Origin of the sequence: Pseudomonas sp. NPDC099000 (assembly GCF_044759925.1) — a bacterium.
In the GTDB taxonomy this organism is placed as follows: Bacteria; Pseudomonadota; Gammaproteobacteria; order Pseudomonadales; family Pseudomonadaceae; genus Aquipseudomonas.
The window spans coordinates 15,070-33,624 of sequence record NZ_JBIWAF010000010.1 but is presented as its reverse complement, the minus strand read 5'-3'; the positions used below and the strand labels follow the sequence as shown (position 1 = coordinate 33,624).

The 18,555-nt window shown below is 58.7% G+C and carries 15 protein-coding genes; 9 read left to right on the top strand and 6 right to left on the bottom strand.

From position 1 onward, the window contains the following. Window positions 1-1,008 carry a cytochrome d ubiquinol oxidase subunit II gene (gene cydB, locus ACIQV9_RS14530; protein ID WP_403102455.1) on the top strand — a complete coding sequence of 336 codons (1,008 nt, stop codon included), beginning with the start codon at window positions 1-3 and terminating at the stop codon, window positions 1,006-1,008. Window positions 1,009-1,065: 57 nt separating this feature from the next. Then, entirely contained in the window at window positions 1,066-1,233 is a 168-nt protein-coding gene (locus tag ACIQV9_RS14525; RefSeq protein ID WP_010467474.1) for a DUF2474 domain-containing protein, read from the top strand. 79 nt (window positions 1,234-1,312) lie between these two features. Here ACIQV9_RS14525 and ACIQV9_RS14520 read toward each other — a convergent pair whose 3' ends face one another. Then, window positions 1,313-2,437, bottom strand: coding sequence for a methyltransferase (locus ACIQV9_RS14520; RefSeq protein ID WP_403102452.1), 1,125 nt, complete (start codon window positions 2,435-2,437; stop codon window positions 1,313-1,315). 187 nt (window positions 2,438-2,624) lie between these two features. Then, window positions 2,625-3,335: an autoinducer binding domain-containing protein gene (locus tag ACIQV9_RS14515; protein ID WP_403102449.1), complete on the bottom strand. Its 711-nt coding sequence runs from the start codon at window positions 3,333-3,335 to the stop codon at window positions 2,625-2,627. A 338-nt stretch (window positions 3,336-3,673) separates the two neighbouring features. On the opposite strand from ACIQV9_RS14515, the gene ACIQV9_RS14510 reads away from it, so the two are divergent. Continuing rightward, window positions 3,674-4,450 carry a ferredoxin--NADP reductase gene (locus ACIQV9_RS14510; RefSeq protein WP_403102446.1) on the top strand — a complete coding sequence of 259 codons (777 nt, stop codon included), beginning with the start codon at window positions 3,674-3,676 and terminating at the stop codon, window positions 4,448-4,450. A gap of 47 nt (window positions 4,451-4,497) precedes the next feature. Here the strand turns inward: ACIQV9_RS14510 and mscL are convergent, their stop codons facing one another. Then, on the bottom strand, window positions 4,498-4,911 hold the full coding sequence (gene mscL, locus ACIQV9_RS14505; protein WP_403102443.1) for a large-conductance mechanosensitive channel protein MscL: 414 nt from the start codon (window positions 4,909-4,911) through the stop codon (window positions 4,498-4,500). Between the two features lie 286 nt (window positions 4,912-5,197). Here mscL and katB point away from each other — a divergent pair, with 286 nt between their 5' ends. From katB to radA, 3 genes are read left to right on the top strand one after another with little or no spacing between them, the layout of a single operon-like run. After that, on the top strand, window positions 5,198-6,739 hold the full coding sequence (gene katB / locus ACIQV9_RS14500) for a catalase KatB (protein ID WP_403102440.1): 1,542 nt from the start codon (window positions 5,198-5,200) through the stop codon (window positions 6,737-6,739). A gap of 59 nt (window positions 6,740-6,798) precedes the next feature. Then, window positions 6,799-7,341 (top strand): ankyrin repeat domain-containing protein, encoded by a 543-nt coding sequence (locus ACIQV9_RS14495; RefSeq protein WP_403102437.1) that lies wholly within the window; start codon window positions 6,799-6,801, stop codon window positions 7,339-7,341. 45 nt (window positions 7,342-7,386) lie between these two features. Next, window positions 7,387-8,754, top strand: a complete 1,368-nt coding sequence (gene radA / locus ACIQV9_RS14490) for a DNA repair protein RadA (RefSeq protein ID WP_010467488.1) — start codon at window positions 7,387-7,389, stop codon at window positions 8,752-8,754. A gap of 129 nt (window positions 8,755-8,883) precedes the next feature. Here radA and ACIQV9_RS14485 read toward each other — a convergent pair whose 3' ends face one another. Next, entirely contained in the window at window positions 8,884-9,252 is a 369-nt protein-coding gene (locus ACIQV9_RS14485; RefSeq protein ID WP_403102434.1) for a PilZ domain-containing protein, read from the bottom strand. A 158-nt stretch (window positions 9,253-9,410) separates the two neighbouring features. On the opposite strand from ACIQV9_RS14485, the gene ACIQV9_RS14480 reads away from it, so the two are divergent. The 3 genes from ACIQV9_RS14480 to yjiA all read left to right on the top strand — a co-directional run bounded on the left by ACIQV9_RS14480 (window position 9,411) and on the right by yjiA (window position 12,819). Next, window positions 9,411-11,477, top strand: a complete 2,067-nt coding sequence (locus ACIQV9_RS14480) for a carbon starvation CstA family protein (RefSeq protein ID WP_403102431.1) — start codon at window positions 9,411-9,413, stop codon at window positions 11,475-11,477. Between the two features lie 14 nt (window positions 11,478-11,491). Further along, window positions 11,492-11,689 carry a YbdD/YjiX family protein gene (locus tag ACIQV9_RS14475; protein ID WP_007895266.1) on the top strand — a complete coding sequence of 66 codons (198 nt, stop codon included), beginning with the start codon at window positions 11,492-11,494 and terminating at the stop codon, window positions 11,687-11,689. A gap of 161 nt (window positions 11,690-11,850) precedes the next feature. Further along, window positions 11,851-12,819 (top strand): GTPase, encoded by a 969-nt coding sequence (gene yjiA / locus ACIQV9_RS14470; RefSeq protein WP_403102428.1) that lies wholly within the window; start codon window positions 11,851-11,853, stop codon window positions 12,817-12,819. 183 nt (window positions 12,820-13,002) lie between these two features. Here yjiA and glyA read toward each other — a convergent pair whose 3' ends face one another. Further along, window positions 13,003-14,256 (bottom strand): serine hydroxymethyltransferase, encoded by a 1,254-nt coding sequence (glyA, locus tag ACIQV9_RS14465; protein WP_403102425.1) that lies wholly within the window; start codon window positions 14,254-14,256, stop codon window positions 13,003-13,005. A gap of 267 nt (window positions 14,257-14,523) precedes the next feature. Next, a complete protein-coding gene (locus tag ACIQV9_RS14460; protein ID WP_403102422.1) occupies window positions 14,524-18,372 on the bottom strand; it encodes an EAL domain-containing protein in 3,849 nt (1,282 codons plus the stop codon). Window positions 18,373-18,555 lie beyond the last annotated feature (183 nt).

The window sequence follows — 18,555 nt, the reverse complement described above, 5'->3', positions numbered from 1 at the left end:
ATGGGTATTGATCTTCCGCTGATCTGGGCCGTGATCATCATCTTCGGCATCATGATGTACGTGGTCATGGACGGCTTCGACCTGGGGATCGGGATTCTCTTCCCGTTCATCCCGGGCAAGACCGACCGTGATGTGATGATGAACACCGTCGCCCCGGTCTGGGACGGCAACGAAACCTGGCTGGTACTGGGCGGCGCGGCGTTGTTCGGCGCGTTCCCGCTGGCCTATTCGGTAGTGCTCTCGGCGCTGTACCTGCCGCTGATTTTCATGCTGATCGGGCTGATTTTCCGTGGCGTGGCGTTCGAGTTCCGCTTCAAGGCCAAGGACGACAAGCGTCACCTGTGGGACAAGGCGTTTATCGGTGGCTCGATTGCCGCGACGTTCTTCCAGGGGGTGGCGCTGGGTGCGTTCATCAATGGGCTGCCGGTGGTCAATCGCCAGTTTGCAGGCGGTTCACTGGACTGGCTGACGCCGTTCACCCTGTTCTGCGGTCTCGCGTTGGTAGTGGCTTATGCACTGCTGGGTTGCACCTGGCTGATCATGAAGACCGAAGGCAAGTTGCAGGAGCAGATGCATGATCTGGCGCGGCCATTGGCATTCGTGGTGTTGGCGGTGATCGGTATCGTCAGTATCTGGACCCCGCTGGCTCACGCTGAAATCGCCGCTCGCTGGTTCACGCTGCCGAATCTTTTCTGGTTCCTGCCCGTGCCGATTCTGGTGTTGGTGACCATGTACGGTCTGATTCGCGCCGTGGCCCGCAATGCGAACTACACGCCGTTCCTGCTGACCCTTGTGCTGATCTTCCTTGGCTACAGCGGCCTTGGCATCAGTCTGTGGCCCAACATCGTGCCGCCGTCGATCTCGATCTGGGACGCCGCCGCGCCTCCGCAGAGTCAGGGCTTCATGCTGGTCGGTACGCTGTTCATCATCCCGTTCATCCTGGGTTATACCTTCTGGAGCTACTACGTGTTCCGCGGCAAGGTGACCCACGAAGACGGTTATCACTAGCGCACACGACAATGGCGCAGGGCTTGAACCTGCGCCGTTTCAGAGGAGGTCAAGATGATGGCTGGCAAACATTCCCTGGAGGAAATCAAGGCAGCAGAGAAGAAACCGCTTTGGCAGCGCCTTGGTTGGTTGGCCTTGATCTGGGTCGGTAGCGTGGGGGCCCTGTTTATCGTGGCGAGTCTGATGCGCATGTTCATGAACGCCGCAGGTCTGTCCACGCACTGAAATACCCGACATTCCCATCCCGTTGCCTTGCGGCACGGATTCAAACCCTCCTGTCACGGAGGGTTTTTTTTATCTGCGATTATTTGCGGGCTTTGAGAATGACGAATTTCGGCGTGGCCGCCACTTGCTCTACGCCACGGAACAGCCGCGCGAGCTTGCTGTGGTAACCCAGGTGACGGTTGCCGACGATGTACAGCGCACCGCCAGTCACCAGGGCTTCGCGCGCCTGCTGGAACATGCGCCAGGCGAGAAAATCGCCCACGACCTGTTGCTGGTGAAACGGTGGATTGCACAGCACTACGTCCAGCGATTGCGGCTCTTGTCCGGCCAGGCCATCGCCGGCACGCACGATCACGTCACGATCACCCAAAGCAGCGCGCCAGTTTTCGGCGGCCGATTGCACTGCCATGAACGACTCGTCCACCAGCGTGTAATGGGCTTCAGGGTTTTGCAGAGCGCTGGCGATTGCCAGTACGCCGTTACCACAACCGAGATCGGCAACGCGCGCGGTACCGAGGCTCTGTGGCAAGTGTGGAAGAAATGCTCGAGTGCCGATATCCAGCCCTTCGCGGCAGAACACATTGGCGTGGTTCAGCAGTTCGATCGCCGGTGTGTCGAGTTGATAGCGTGAAGGGTAGGGGGACACGGCTGGGCTTTTGGCTTCAGGCGTTGCGATCAGCAGTCGGGCTTTTTTCACCGCCAACGAGGCTTGCACCGGGCCGATATAACGCTCCAGCAGATCACCCGCGGCGCGAGGCAGATGCTTGACCATCGCTGCAGCAATCATTTGGGCGCCTGGAGCCAGTTGGCTTTGCAGGCGAATCAGTTGCTCTTCGAGCAAGGCCAGGGTTTTCGGCACCCGGATCAACACACGGTCAAACGGGCCGACAAATCTTTCGTTGGCAGGCACGCGCGGTACGGCGTCGAAGGCCTGGCCGTTGCGGATCAGGTTCTTTTCCAGGCCTTGGAAAGCCAGGAACGAATCGCCGCTGCTGGTCACCATGACGTTTCCCGCCAGGCTCGCGGCCAATGCGCCGAAGCTATCATTGAGCACCAACACCCGGGTGTCCGCGGCCGGTTGCTGCTCCGCGAGATGATTGAGTAGGTATTCATCTGCGGCATCAAAAGCTTGCAGCGGTTCATTCTGCTGTTCTGGCTGACGGATCAGATCGAGTTGGGCGAAGGGCGTTTCGAGCAGGGGCATGAGGCGGGGGGCTCTGGGTGATCAACGGATAGGGTGTCCCGCGGCCAGATGCGTTTTTGCGGGCGGGACCGTCCGAGTGGACTGCAGCGTGAAATTTTACACGTCATCACTCTGGAGGAACCGTAATGGCAGGTTTTTTCTTTGGAATACTTGCGGACTTCCCTCACTGATTATCCGGGTATCTCGCTCAGAACATCGATGCCTTGGCTGCGGCGATCACTGCAGCGATCTTGTTGTTGACGCCCAGTTTCTGGATTGCACTGTGTACATGGAAGTTTACGGTGCGTTCGGTGCGCCCCAGGATCATACCTATTTCGCATGCCGTCTTGCCATCGGCCGACAACTTCAGCACTTCGATTTCCCGTGCCGATAATTGGGGGCTGCAGTCATCCTTGACCCGCACAGGCAGTTTTTTCGCGACGAGGCTGTGTAATTGGTGGCTGATGAATATCGTGTAGCCCAGTTTTTCATACCATTCATAGGGGCTGATGGGGTCGTTGCTCCTGGCCAGGCTCAACATGCTGCAGAGCCCGTTTTCATCATGAAGCGATTGCGACCAGCCATGCTGCAAACCCAGTTTTTTTTGTGCTTGCCACAGTCCTGGTGTTTTCGAGTAGATCTTCTCTTCCCATAGAATTGGCAGCGTTGAACGATTGCAATGAGCCAGTATCGGATCTTCATCGCTGAAATGACTTTGTGCATATTTCACGTTCCACTCGCTTGGGTAATTGTTGAGATTTACCCTCTCGAAGTGCGGCCCTCGCAAATGTGAGGTTATTGAAAAGGCACAGAATTTAAAGCCAAGATCTTGAACGAGATTAAGTGACATCTCGTATGCAGACTCAACATCCCGTGCGTTCGATATCTGCCTTAATTGTGAATCCTTCCACATTTCCATCGGTTGAACTCCATGTGGTTTTTCTCAGGGGGTGCACATTGGATCCGAAATCCAGCACGCTCCGAGTGTAGGACCATTCCTACACATACGCTGCAATTTTTTTGCTCTTGAAAAGTCCGAAAAATACGTAACTGGTTCTTAGCCCGCAAAGGCGAAGTTATATGGGGTTCATCCTTCATCTATTACAATTTAGTTATGTAGCTACTGGTTAGTAATCATTTTAAAATGCAGAGAGTGCAGGCGAAATAATGGCCTTTCATCTAAAGCCACTACAAACCACCGGTGTTTACAGCGCTCGTTTTGCGGGACACTGGTTCATCTGCTGAATGGAGCACCCCATGACCGCCAGTGCCGAAAAATTCACTCGCCAGACCCTGACTGACGTTCAGCCATTGACCCCCAATCTGTTCACATTGCGTGCCACCCGAGACCCCGGCTTTCGTTTTCGGGCGGGGCAATTCGCCCGGCTGGGCGTGACGAAAGCCGACGGCAGCACCGTGTGGCGCGCCTATTCAATGGTCTCTTCGCCCCATGACGAATTCCTCGAGTTCTTTTCCATTGTCGTGCCGGGCGGGGAGTTCACCAGTGAATTGAGTCGACTGCAGGTCGGCGATACGCTGCTGGTCGACCGCCAGGCCTTTGGTTACCTGACGCTGGATCGTTTCGTCGATGGTCGTGATCTCTGGTTGTTATCCACAGGCACGGGCGTGGCGCCGTTTTTGTCGATCCTGCAGGACTTCGAGGTGTGGGAGAAATTCGAGCGGATCATCCTCGTCTACAGCGTACGCGAGGCCCGCGAGCTGGCTTATCAGGAGCTGATCGCAGGGCTGACGCAACGCGACTATCTGGCTGAATACGCGCACAAGTTGCAGTTCATTGCGACCGTCACGCGTGAACAGCACCCCGGCGCCCTGAACGGGCGAATCACCACGCTGATCGAAAATGGCGAACTGGAGCGGGTGGCAGGCGTCGAGCTTACGCCCGAGCACTCGCGGGTCATGCTTTGCGGCAATCCACAGATGATCGATGACACACGCAAGCTGCTCAAGCAGCGGGACATGCACTTGAGCCTCAGTCGACGACCCGGCCAGGTGGCGGTGGAAAACTTCTGGTAAAAAAAACGGCGCCCCGGAGGCGCCGTTTTTCTGCATGCAACCAGCCTTCAGGGCTGATTGTTCTGGGCTTTGAGCAGGTCACGGATCTCGCTCAACAGCTCTTCTTCCTTGGTTGGAACCGGCGGCAAGGTTGGCGCGACGGCCTCTTCGCGTTTCAGACGGTTGATGGCTTTGACGCCCATGAAGATCGCAAAAGCGACGATGATGAAGTCGATCAGGCTCTGGATGAACTTGCCGTAAGCCAGCACCACCGCCGGGACATCGCCGTTGGCTGCCTTGAGGGTAACGGCCAGGTCACTGAAGTCCACCCCACCGATCAACAGGCCGATTGGCGGCATCACCACGTCGCCGACAAACGATGAAACGATCTTGCCGAAGGCGGCGCCGATGATGATACCGACGGCCATATCGACCACATTACCTTTGACCGCGAAGGCCTTGAACTCACTTATCACGCCCATAGGTTATTTCCTTGTTACAGATGAGGTTGGTGGAGCGCAGTGTAAATCAGCATGACGGCCCTTGCTCGAAACACCTTCTTACAATGCTCGTGTTTATCGACACATTTGCCGCCAATTAGTTTGCAAAGTGCCACCAATCGCGCGCGAATTACGCGCTAACAAGCTGATTAGCCAAACAATTTTATGAATCATCGCAGTACGTTCTTTCTATTTATGTTCTGCGGTCCGGGCCTCTAGCCTCTGGGCAGCGCACTTGGAGTGCGCCTTGAAAACAGAGGAACCTGATATGACTTCGACCATTGGCCTTGGGGCTTTCCCCTCTCGGCGCACCCTCGGCGTATTAACCGCCAGCCTGCTGTCCTTCTCCGTCCACGCTTCGACCCTGACCCGAGACAACGGTGCTGCCGTGGGCGACAACCAGAACTCGCAAACCGCCGGCGCCAACGGTCCGGTGCTGCTACAGGACGTGCAACTGATCCAGAAACTCCAACGTTTTGACCGCGAACGAATTCCCGAACGCGTCGTGCATGCCCGCGGCACCGGAGCCCACGGCACCTTCACCGTGACTGACGACCTGAGTGACCTGACCAAGGCCAAGGTGTTCGCCGGCGGTCAGAGCACCCCGGTGTTTGTGCGTTTCTCGGCGGTCGTCCACGGCAACCATTCGCCAGAAACCCTGCGTGATCCCCGCGGCTTTGCCACCAAGTTCTATACCGCAGACGGCAACTGGGACCTGGTCGGCAACAATTTCCCGACCTTCTTCATTCGTGATGCGATCAAGTTCCCGGACATGGTCCACGCTTTCAAGCCGGACCCGCGTACCAACCTGGACGATGATGCCCGCCGCTTCGATTTCTTCTCTCATGTTCCGGAAGCCACTCGCACCTTGACGGAGTTGTATTCCAATTCCGGTACACCGGCCAGTTATCGGGAAATGGACGGTAACGGTGTTCACGCTTATAAGTTGGTTAATGCCAAGGGTGAAGTTCACTACGTGAAGTTTCACTGGAAAAGTCTGCAGGGGATTAATAACCTCGATCCCAAAGCAGTAACCAAAGTTCAAGGTCAAGACTACAGCCATATGACCAATGACTTGGTAACTCATATTGACAAGGGTAACTTTCCGAAGTGGGACTTGTACGTCCAGGTGTTAAATTCTCAAGACCTGTACAAGTTTGATTTCGATCCATTGGATGCAACCAAAATCTGGCCCGGAGTTCCTGAGCGAAAAGTTGGACAAATGGTGTTGAACCGTAATCCGGCAAATGTCTTCCAGGAAACGGAACAAGTTGCCATGGCACCGGCCAATCTTGTTCCAGGCATCGAACCTTCCGAAGATCGCTTATTACAGGGGCGGGTGTTCTCTTATGCCGATACTCAACTGTATCGCCTGGGCGCCAATGCACTGCAATTGCCGATCAATGCACCCAAGGTCGCCGTGAACAACGGCAATCAGGATGGCGCGATGAACATCGGCCACAGCAGCAGCGGCGTGAATTATCAGCCGAGCCGTTTGCTGCCTCGTGACGAGCCACAAACCGCACGTTACAGCCAGTCGGCCCTGTCGGGCAGCACGCAGCAGGCGAAGATCCAGCATGAGCAGAACTTCAAGCAGGCCGGCGATCTGTATCGCTCGTTCAGCAAGAAGGAGCGCGAGGACTTGATCGAGAGCTTCGGCGGCTCACTGGCCACCACCGATGACGAGAGCAAGCACATCATCCTGTCGTTCCTTTATAAGGCCGACCCGGAGTACGGGACTGGCGTTGCCAGGGTGGCCAAGGGTGATCTGGGCCGGGTCAAGGCGCTGGCGGCCAAGCTGGCGGACTGATCGCGTTTGCCTGAAAAGCGGGGCCTCTGACGAGGTCCCGTCAGACCAAGGAGCTTGTAATGCGTTTTTGTCTATCGCTGTTTCTGGCGTGCATGTCGTTCAGCGTATTAGGCGGGCCGGCCGAAGACGCTGCGGCACTGAAGATTCAACTGCAGGATTACTACTTCGACGCCGCCCGCCGTGGCGATTTGCCGATGCTCGATACCTTCATTGACGCCGATTACTCCCTCGATACCCGCGACAGCAAGGGTTACACCGCGCTGATTCTTGCGGCCTATCACGGGCAGACAGCCGCCGTGGACCGTTTGCTCGCGGCCGGGGCCGATGCCTGCGCTCAGGACCAACGCGGCAACACCGCCCTGATGGGCGCCATTTTCAAGGGCGAAATCCAGATCGCCCAAACCCTGTTGGCCGCCCATTGCAGCCCCGACCAACGTAACGGCGCTGGCCAGACGGCCGCGATGTACGCGGGACTGTTCAAACGGGTCGAATTGCTGGATGAGCTCAAGGCCAGGGGCGCTGACCTGAATGCCGAAGATCCGTTGGGCAACAGCGCCGCGCGTCTGGCCAGGGGTGAAATCCGCACAGCGACGCCGCGCTGATCCGCGTCAGCTGAGCTATCATCGCGGTTTTTGCCGGGAGTTCAGATGGCCAAGGCCAAGCGCATGTACGGCTGCACCGAGTGCGGCTCAACCTTCCCCAAGTGGGCCGGCCAGTGCGGCGAGTGCGGGGCCTGGAACACGCTGACCGAAACCATGGTCGAGAGCGGCGGCGCCGCAGCACCCAGCGGTCGCACCGGCTGGACCGGCCAACAGGCGCAGATCAAGACCCTGGCCGAAGTCAGCGTCGAAGAGATTCCGCGCTTCTCCACTGCGTCCAGCGAACTTGATCGAGTGTTGGGCGGTGGCCTGGTGGATGGTTCGGTGGTGCTGATTGGCGGTGACCCGGGCATCGGCAAGTCGACCATTCTCCTGCAAACCTTGTGCAACCTCGCCAAAGTCATGCCGGCGCTGTACGTCACCGGCGAAGAATCCCAGCAACAGGTGGCCATGCGCGCCCGCCGTCTCGGTTTGCCTCAGGACCAGCTGCGGGTGATGACTGAAACCTGTATCGAAACCATCATTGCCACCGCCCGGGTTGAAAAACCCAAGGTCATGGTGATCGACTCGATCCAGACGATTTTCACCGAACAGCTGCAATCGGCACCGGGCGGCGTGTCGCAGGTTCGGGAAAGTGCGGCGTTGCTGGTGCGGTATGCCAAGCAGAGCGGTACGGCGATTTTCCTGGTCGGCCACGTGACTAAAGAAGGCGCATTGGCCGGACCACGAGTGCTGGAGCATATGGTCGATACGGTGCTGTATTTCGAAGGCGAATCCGATGGGCGCTTGCGATTGCTGCGTGCGGTGAAAAACCGTTTCGGTGCGGTCAATGAATTGGGCGTGTTCGGCATGACCGACAAGGGCTTGAAGGAAGTCTCCAACCCGTCAGCGATTTTTCTGACCCGTGCGCAGGAAGAAGTACCGGGCAGCGTGGTCATGGCAACGTGGGAAGGGACGCGGCCGATGCTGGTGGAAGTTCAGGCGCTGGTGGATGACAGCCATTTGGCGAACCCCCGTCGGGTCACGCTGGGGCTGGATCAGAATCGTCTGGCGATGTTGCTGGCGGTGCTGCATCGTCACGGCGGGATTCCGACCCACGATCAGGACGTCTTCCTCAACGTGGTCGGCGGGGTGAAGGTGCTGGAAACGGCCTCCGACCTGGCGTTGATGGCGGCGGTCATGTCCAGTTTGCGCAACCGCCCGCTGCCCCATGATTTGCTGGTGTTCGGTGAAGTCGGGCTGTCGGGCGAAGTACGCCCGGTGCCGAGTGGCCAGGAGCGTTTGAAGGAAGCGGCCAAGCACGGCTTCAAACGCGCCATCGTGCCCAAGGGCAATGCGCCCAAGGAAGCGCCGCCGGGGTTGCAGATTATTGCCGTGACCCGACTGGAGCAGGCCCTCGACGCTCTGTTCGAATAACCTGCCGGATAGTACAAAAACCTGTGGGAGCGAGCTTGCTCGCGATGGCGGACTATCAGTCAACATCATCGTTGAATGCTAAACCGCTATCGCGAGCAAGCTCGCTCCCACAGGGTTTGCGACGAATCTTCAGATTTCGATCAAGGCGCCCAATTCACGTTCCAGTTCCTCGGGATCTCCCAGGTTGAACTCGATCAATCGCCGCAGACGCTCAATCGATTCCAGGCTGATGTGCTTGCAGACAAACCCGAGTTGACCATGATCATCGTGGGTCAACATCACATCCATCTTGATCTCGACGTCTTCGTTCAAATGTATATCGACCAGGAAATGCCAGTCTGGATTACCCAGCCACGGCTCGGGCTTCTCGATCAGCAGGCCCTTGAGCGACAAGTCGATCAACTTCACCGGCCAGATGAATTCCCCTTGGCTCAGCTCGGTTTTGGCATCGAACGCAATTCGTTTGAAGCGGCGGCGATCGGCAGGGTGCTCGCTCATGGCGCAATCCTCGTAAATGTTCGCTGACTATAGACCCGCATCGTCAAAGGCTGCCAGCAAAGTGATGGCTCAACGCATGTCGGGGTATGGCCTTTGCGGCCGTTAGCGCTAAACTCCGAATGGCTGTCTTTCTTGTCCACCCTGGCTGGAATCATAAAATGAAAAATAATAATAGCCTGCTACGCCATCTACCCTGGCTGCTGCTGGCAATCGTAGGAGCGTGCGCCCTTGGTGTCGTGGCATTGCGCCGAGGCGAGGCGATCAACGCCTTGTGGATAGTGGTCGCGGCCGTGGCCATTTATCTGGTTGCCTACCGCTATTACAGTCTGTTCATCGCCAACAATGTGATGCAACTCGACCCGCGACGGGCCACCCCCGCCGTCATCAACAATGATGGTCTGGACTACGTGCCGACCAACAAACACATCCTCTTTGGTCACCACTTCGCCGCCATCGCTGGCGCGGGGCCACTGGTTGGTCCGGTATTGGCCGCGCAGATGGGCTATTTGCCCGGTACGCTGTGGCTGATTGCCGGCGTGGTGCTGGCCGGTGCGGTTCAGGACTTCATGGTCCTGTTCATGTCCACCCGCCGCAACGGCCGCTCGTTGGGCGATATGGTCCGTGAGGAAATGGGCCGTATCCCCGGGACCATCGCGCTGTTTGGCTGCTTCCTGATCATGATCATCATCCTCGCGGTGCTGGCGCTGATCGTTGTGAAAGCCCTGGCGGAGAGCCCGTGGGGGATTTTCACGGTGATGGCGACCATCCCGATCGCGATGTTCATGGGCATCTACATGCGCTACATCCGCCCGGGTCGCATCGGCGAAATCTCCGTGGTCGGCGTGTTGCTGCTGCTGGGGTCGATCTGGCTCGGTGGGCAGATTGCCGCTGATCCGGTCTGGGCCAAGGCGTTTACCTTCACAGGCGTGCAGATTACGTGGATGCTGGTCGGTTACGGTTTCGTAGCCGCCTCGTTACCGGTCTGGCTGATTCTGGCGCCGCGCGACTACCTGTCGACCTTCTTGAAAATCGGCACCATCGTGGCCTTGGCGATCGGCATCCTGATCACCATGCCCGAGCTGAAAATGCCGGCGCTGACCCAGTTCATCGATGGCACCGGTCCGGTGTGGAAGGGTGGTCTGTTTCCGTTCCTGTTCATCACCATCGCCTGTGGCGCGGTTTCCGGTTTCCACGCGCTGATCTCCTCCGGCACCACGCCGAAACTGCTGGATAACGAAGTTAACGCCCGTTATATCGGTTACGGCGGCATGCTGATGGAATCCTTCGTCGCTATCATGGCGATGGTGGCGGCTTCGGTGATCGAGCCAGGTGTGTACTTCGCCATGAACAGCCCGGCGGCAGTCGTCGGCGGTGATGTGGTGGCTGTGGCTCAAACCGTCAGCAGCTGGGGTTTTGCAATCACCCCGGAAGCGCTGCAAGCGGTGGCCAAGGACATCGGTGAAACCACGATCCTGGCCCGTGCCGGCGGTGCGCCGACCTTGGCGGTTGGTATTGCGCAGATCCTGCACAGTGTCCTGCCGGGTGAAAACACCATGGCGTTCTGGTACCACTTCGCGATCCTGTTCGAAGCACTGTTCATTCTGACTGCGGTCGACGCCGGCACCCGTGCCGGGCGTTTCATGTTGCAGGACTTGCTCGGTTCCTTCGTGCCGGCGCTCAAACGCACCGAATCCTGGACTGCGAACCTGATCGCGACCGCTGGTTGTGTCGCAATGTGGGGTTGGTTGTTGTACCAGGGCGTGATCGATCCACTGGGCGGTATTAACACATTGTGGCCGCTGTTCGGTATCTCCAACCAGATGCTGGCGGGTATCGCGCTGATGCTCGGCACCGTTGTGCTGATCAAAATGAAACGCCAACGCTATGTCTGGGTGACCATGCTGCCAGCGGTCTGGCTGCTGATCTGCACCACCACCGCCGGCTTCATCAAGCTGTTCGACGCCAACCCGGCGATCGGCTTCCTGTCGCTGGCGAAAAAATACAGCGACGCGCTGGCCAATGGTCAGATCCTCGCCCCGGCCAAGGACATCACTCAGATGCAGCACGTGATCTTCAACGCTTATACCAACGCAACGCTCACCGCGCTGTTCCTGTTCGTGGTCTTCAGTATCCTGTTCTATGCGCTCAAGGTCGGTATTTCCGCCTGGGGCAGCAAAGAACGCACGGATAAAGAAGCACCGTTCCAGGCGCTGCCGGATGCGTAATCGAGGATTGCACGATGTTCAATGACCTGAGTCGCCTCGGTAAATACCTCGGTCAGGCCGCGCGCCTGATGGTCGGCATGCCCGACTACGACAACTACGTCGAGCATATGCAAACCAAACACCCGGACAAACCGGTGATGAGCTACGAGATGTTCTTCCGGGAACGTCAAGAGGCTCGTTACGGTGGCAAGGGTGGGCCGAAGTGCTGTTGATGCAACAGCCGGCTTGATGCAATCCCTGTGGGAGCGGGCTTGCCCGCGATGACGGACTATCAGTCAACATTGATGTTGAATGGTAAATCGCTATCGCGGGCACGCCCGCTCCCACATTTGTTTTGGGTTCCCATCTCAATTTTGTGAAACAGGAGACTCCGTTGTCCTCTCCCATCCCAGTCACGATCCTCAGCGGCTTCCTCGGTGCCGGCAAAACCACGCTGCTGCGTCACCTGCTCAAAGCCGAACACGGCCTGAAAATCGCCGTGATCGAGAACGAATTCAGTGACGCCGGTATCGACACCCAGCTGTTGGGCGACGAACCCGTGCAAGTGATGACGCTGTCCAACGGCTGCGTCTGCTGCACCATCCACACCGACCTGACCAAGGCCTTGTACCTGCTGCTCGAACGCCTGGACAGCGGCGAAATCGCCTTTGACCGTCTGGTGATCGAATGCACCGGCCTGGCCGACCCGGCACCAGTGGCGCAAACCTTTTTCATCGATGAAGAACTGCGCGAGCGTTACATCCTCGACGGCATCATCACCCTGGTAGACGCGGCACACGCCGACACTCACCTGACGCAAACCATCGCCCAGGCGCAAATCGGTTTCGCCGACCGTTTGCTGGTGAGCAAGCGCGATCTGGTCGACGAAGCGACGTTTACCGCGCTAAGCGAACGCCTGACCCGCATCAACCGTCGCGCGCCGATTCGCGTGGTCGAACACGGCAAGATCGACCTGGCCGAATTGCTCGACGTGCGCGGTTTCAATCTGAATGCCGACCTCGGCGGCGTCAGTTTGCGCCCGGTGGCCAAAGCGCCCTCCATCGACCGGATTTCCAGCCTGGTGTTGCGCACCGACAAGCCGCTGGATATCGACAAGCTCAGCGAGTTCATGAACGAACTGCTGGAAGACCATGGCAAGCAGTTGCTGCGCTACAAAGGGGTGTTGAGTATCGTTGGCGAGCCGCGGCGGATGGTGTTTCAGGGGGTCCTGAAGTTGTACGGTTTCGACTGGGACACCGAATGGTCGGACGACGAGGCGCGGGAAAGCGTGATCGTGTTTATTGCCGATGATTTGCCGGAAGAGAAGATTCGCGAGGGGTTTGCGCGGGTTGCTGCGGAGTAAAGCGTGACATTTTCAGCGGGGCTTATGCCGTCATCGCGAGCAGGCTCGCTCCCACAGGGATTTGTGAACGCCGCAGATCCAATGTGGGAGATTCTATGTTGCAGGGCAACCCTGCAAATCCAGGACGAAAAAAAACCGGCCATCACGTGGCCGGTTTTTTAGTGCTGCGGTTCAGCGGTGCAATTAAGCGCCGTACACCGGCAGCTTCTTGCAGATGGCCTTGACCTTCTCACGAACGGCATCGATCACCGCTTCGTTGTTCAGGTCAGCCAGGATGTCGCAGATCCAGCCGGCCAGCTCTTTGCACTCTGCTTCCTTGAAGCCGCGAGTGGTCACAGCCGGAGTGCCGAAGCGCAGGCCGGAGGTGACGAACGGGGAGCGTGGATCGTTTGGCACGGAGTTCTTGTTCACGGTGATGAAGGCTTTGCCCAGAGCGGCGTCGGCGTCTTTACCGGAGATTTCCTGCTTGATCAGCGACAGCAGGAACAAGTGGTTTTCAGTACCGCCGGAAACCACGTCGAAACCGCGCTCGATGAACACGCCGGCCATGGCCTTGGCGTTCTTCACCACTTGTTGCTGGTAGGTCTTGAACTCAGGCTGCAGCGCTTCCTTGAAGCAGATCGCTTTGGCGGCGATCACGTGCTCCAGCGGGCCACCCTGGGCACCCGGGAATACCGCGGAGTTCAGTTTCTTCTCGATGTCGGCGTTGGCGCGAGCCAGGATCAGGCCGCCACGTGGACCGCGCAGGGTCTTGTGCGTGGTGGTGGTCACGACGTCAGCGAATGGAACCGGGTTCGGGTAGACACCAGCGGCGACCAGACCGGCCACGTGGGCCATGTCAACGAACAGGTACGCGCCCACTTTGTCAGCGATTTCGCGGAAACGCGGGAAGTCGAGGATCTGCGAGTAGGCAGAGAAACCGGCCACGATCATTTTCGGCTTGTGCTCAACGGCCAGGCGCTCGACTTCGTCGTAGTCGATCAGGCCATTGCCGTCGATGCCGTACTGAACGGCGTTGTACAGCTTGCCGGAGGAGGAAACGCTGGCGCCGTGGGTCAGGTGACCACCGTGAGCCAGGCTCATGCCCAGGATGGTGTCGCCCGCTTGCAGCAGGGCCAGGTAAACGGCGCTGTTGGCTTGCGAACCGGCGTGCGGCTGAACGTTGGCGTAATCGGCGCCGAACAGTTCTTTTGCTCGATCAATTGCTAGCTGCTCAACAATGTCGACGAACTCGCAACCACCGTAGTAGCGCTTGCCCGGGTAGCCTTCGGCGTACTTGTTGGTCAGTACCGAGCCTTGAGCTTCCATCACCGCTGGGCTGGTGTAGTTTTCCGAAGCGATCAGCTCGATGTGTTCTTCCTGGCGCTGAGCTTCTTGCTCCATGGCGGCAAAAAGATCGGCGTCGTACTTGGCAATAGTCAAATCACGGCTGAACATGGCGGTCCTCAAGGATCGGGGCAGAAAAGGGGGGTATTCTAACCCAATGGGTTTTAGATGGCATATGAAAGGACATCATGTCGCAGACAAGTGGGCTTCATGACGGGATCAGCGGTGACTGTGGCGAGGGGGCTTGCCCCCGTTCGGCTGCGGAGCAGTCGCAAAAGCTGCTTGCACAGTTTGACTGGAAGAATGCTGGGGCCGCTTCGCGACCCAACGGGGCGGTGCGGCGTTCCGACGAGCCCCCTCGCCACAAGGGCCGCTCAATCAATCGAACATGAACAACGCATCATTGCTGAACTGCGCCTCAAACCGGCTCGCCGGCATCGGTCGTCCGAACAGATACCCCTGAACCTCATCGCACCCATGCTCACGCAGGAAGTCGAGTTGCTCATGGGTTTCCACACCTTCGGCAATTACCGCCAGGTTCAGGCTGTGGGCCATGGCGATGATCGCCCGGGCAATCTGCGCATCCTGTTCGCCGGACGGCAAACCATCGACAAAGGTGCGGTCGATTTTCAGCACGTCGATCGGGAATTGCTTGAGGTAGTTGAGCGATGAATAACCGGTGCCGAAGTCATCGACCGCAATGCTCAGGCCGAGGTTTTTCAGCCCGGCGAGGATCTGCATCGCTTCGCTGACTTCACGCATCAAAATACTTTCGGTCAGTTCCAGCTCCAGGCACGCCGGCGGCAGGCCGGTTTCCTTGAGGATGGTGGCGATCCGCGTGCCGAGCTGGCCGTCGGAGAACTGCCGGGCCGAGATGTTCACCGACACCTTCGGCACCCGCACCTTGGCCTGATGCCAGGTCTTGAGCTGACGGCAGGCTTCACTGATCACCCAGTCACCGACATCCACCACCAGCCCGAGCTCTTCGAGCACCGGAATGAAATCCCCCGGCGGCACCAGGCCACGACGTGGATGACGCCAGCGCAGCAGCGCTTCGGCGCCAGTCAGGCGTTTGCCGTCGCCGCTGAACTGCGGCTGGTAGTACAGAACGAATTCGTTTTGCTCCAGGGCATGGCGCAAGTCGCTTTCCAGTTCCAGGCGCTCCAGGGCGCTGGCGTTCATGTCCGCCTGATAGAACTGGAAGTTGTTCTTGCCGCGCTCCTTGGCGTGGTACATCGCGGTGTCGGCGTTCTTCATCAGCTGACTGAGCTCGTTGCCATCCTGCGGGCTCAAAGCTATGCCGATACTGGCGGTGACGAAGAACTCGCGGCCTTCCAGCACGAACGGTTTCACCAGGCTGGCGAGGATCTGCTCGGCCACATGAATCGCCCGGTTCAAGGCCACTTCACGGTTCGCCCGAGGTTGCAGCAACAAGGTGAATTCATCGCCGCCCATGCGCGCCACGGTGTCGTCATCGTCGACGCAACCGAGCAGGCGCGTGGCCATTTCCTTGAGCATGCGATCGCCGGCCGCATGGCCCAGGGAGTCGTTGATCGGCTTGAAACGGTCGAGGTCGAGGAACATCAGCACGACCCAGGACTTCTGTCGTTCGGCCGATTGCAGCGCGGTGTGCAGACGGTCCTGGAACAGCGTGCGGTTCGGCAGGTGGGTCAGGGCGTCGTAGTAGGCGAGGCGGTGAATCCGCTGCTCACTGGCCTTGCGCTCGCTGATGTCGCTGAAGAAGCACACATAACTGGCCAGGTCACCTTCATCGTCGAGCACCGCTGTGATGCCGACCCAGGCCGGATAATGCTCGCCGTTGCGCCGCTTGAGCCAGACTTCGCCTTCCCAGGTGCTGTTCTGATGCAGTTGCTTGAGCACATAACGCAGATGCGCTTCCTGCTGCTCGTCGACGGTCAGCATGTTCGGCAACTGGTCCAGCACCTGCTCCACGGCATAACCGCTGACCCGACTGAACGCTTCGTTGGCCTGAACGATGTAGCCGGCCGGGTCGGTAATCAGGATCGCCGAGGTCGAGTGCTCGAATACCGTGGCCGCCATGCGCAGGTCTTTCTCGGCCCGGCGTTGCTGGCTGATATCGCGACCGACGCCCAGCACACCTTCGAAGGCGCCGTGTTCGTCCCAGACCAGCACCAGCCGTAGCTCGATCGGAATCTTGCGCCCGTCGGCCCGCAGGCAATCGAACAGGAACAGTTGGGTCTGCACCTGACTGCGCAACAGCGCCAGTTGTTCGGGTTTATCCAGCGCTTTGCTGACCCGGTCCATCAGGCCGTAGATGCCGGTCAGTTGTTGCGGGTTGGCGATGGTCGATTGCCAGCCGTTCTGGAAGATCCAGTCGGCGTCGTAGCCCAGCACGGCATGCACCGACGGGCTGACGTAATTGAGCGACATCTTGCTGTCGGTGGAGAAAATCACGTCGCTGATACTTTCGGCGAGCATCCGGTAGCGCTGTTCGCTGTCACGCAGGGATTCGCTGGCTTCGATCTGGTCGGTGATGTCCTTGGCCACGCCGATGATCCGCGTGACTTGATCGTGTTTGTCCCGCGCCAAAGCCTGTTCGCGAATTTCGAAGCGCCGCCACTTGCCGTCGCTATGACGGAACCGCAGCTGGCATTGCATCAATTGGGTGTAACCCGCGTGGCGCTGGGTCTGGCGCGAGCGGTAGTAGTAATCGGCATCTTCGGGGTGCAGGAGGATTTCCCAGAAATACTCGCCCATCTGGTGCAGTTCGGTACGGTTGTAACCGAGGGTCTGGCCCAGGTGGTGGTTGCTGAAAATCATCCGCTGGCTGATCACGTCCTGCACATACAGGTGATCCGGTACGGTGCGCACCACGTCGGACCAGAACCCTTCACGTTCCAGCAACGACAGCTCGATGAGCTTACGGCTGGTGATGTCGGTGATGCTCAGGATCACCGCTTTATAGTCGGCGTGATCTTCCGGCAGGCGCAGCACCAGCCACAGGTGCTGGTCGCGGCCATTGGCGTCCTGGAGTTTGATTTCCAGCTCGAGCTGTCTCTGCTGGTTGAGCACCGTGTCGAGCACTTGATGGCCGATGGCGGTGCCGTCCAGCGGACAGCCGTCAATCAACAACTTCCAGGCCTGAGCGCAGGCGTTGACGTTCAGCAGTTGCAGGGCGACCTGGTTGACCTCGGTGATGCGCAGTTCCTGGAGCAATTGCTGGCGTTGCTCCGGTATGTCGAGCCAGGCCTTGAGTTGTTCGCTGTTGTGCAACTGGGCCTTGTCGAAGAAGGTCTTGAGCCCCGAGACATCCAGTACGCACAGGGCAACGCCAGTGCCTTCGAAAATATCGTGATAGCGGCGACGGCCTTCATGCAACTGGCGTTGACGGCGGCGAATGTTCAGCAGCGCGATGAACGGCAGCAGGGAGAAGGCCAGGCCCAACAGGCATTTGCCGATAAATGCCGGCAACAGTTGTTCGAGCACCTGCTGGCGATGGAACAGCCCGCGCATCTGCCAGTCGCTGCTGCTCAGCGGAACCGTCAACACGCTGTTGGCCAGATCGTCTGGGGACAACGCGCTCGGTTTGACCAAAGGCGACGCTTCATCGCGGCTGATGATCTGGTGATTGACCCGGTTTTCCACCAGCCACAGCGGGCGGATACCGGCTTCGGTTGGCTTGGACAGTGACGAGAAAAAGCTCGGCGTCAGTCGCAGAACCCAGTAACCACGGCTGCTGCCACTGGCCTGATGCAGCAGCAGGTGTACCACTGAACCGTCGTCGGCATTGCTGAAATAGTGGGCCTGGGCGCGGCTGCGCCGGACCAGCTCACCCAGGTAATCGGCATCCTGGCTGTCGGCGGCGCTGTCGCTGAGGACTTTGCCGGAAGGGCTGAGCAACGCCAGGCTGCGCAGTTCAGGCAGCGACTGTTGCAGCTTGCGCAGCAGCGCCTGCTGTTCGTCGGCAGTTTGCGGTTGTTCGACGATCGGTAGCAGGTTCAACGCGATCTGGGCGTTGAGCGCCATGTTCAGGCTGACTTGCGCGGCCAGGTCGGCGGTGTAGTCGATGGTGTATTGCCGCTGGTGTTTCTGGGTTTCGCGCAACTGATCGAGCAGCTGCCAGAACAGCAATGCGAGCAACAACAGCACGAGTGTCGCCAACGCACCCTTCAAGGATCCGCGCAGGGGCGCGCCGGACGCAGGATGGGGTGCGCTCACGGACGATGGCGGAGAGACATTAGACAAACTGTAATCCTGCGGTTTGGCTGGACTGGCGCGACGTGCACTATAAGCCGGACGCCCGAAGGGCGGCTAGCATGCCTTGAGTTGTGGCTAAGTGCCAGCCCCTCACGGCTGGACTGCCATCTGTCATTCAGGTAGCTTTGCCGGTTACGCGGGAGCGTTCCAGCTCCTAGACTCAGACTTTTT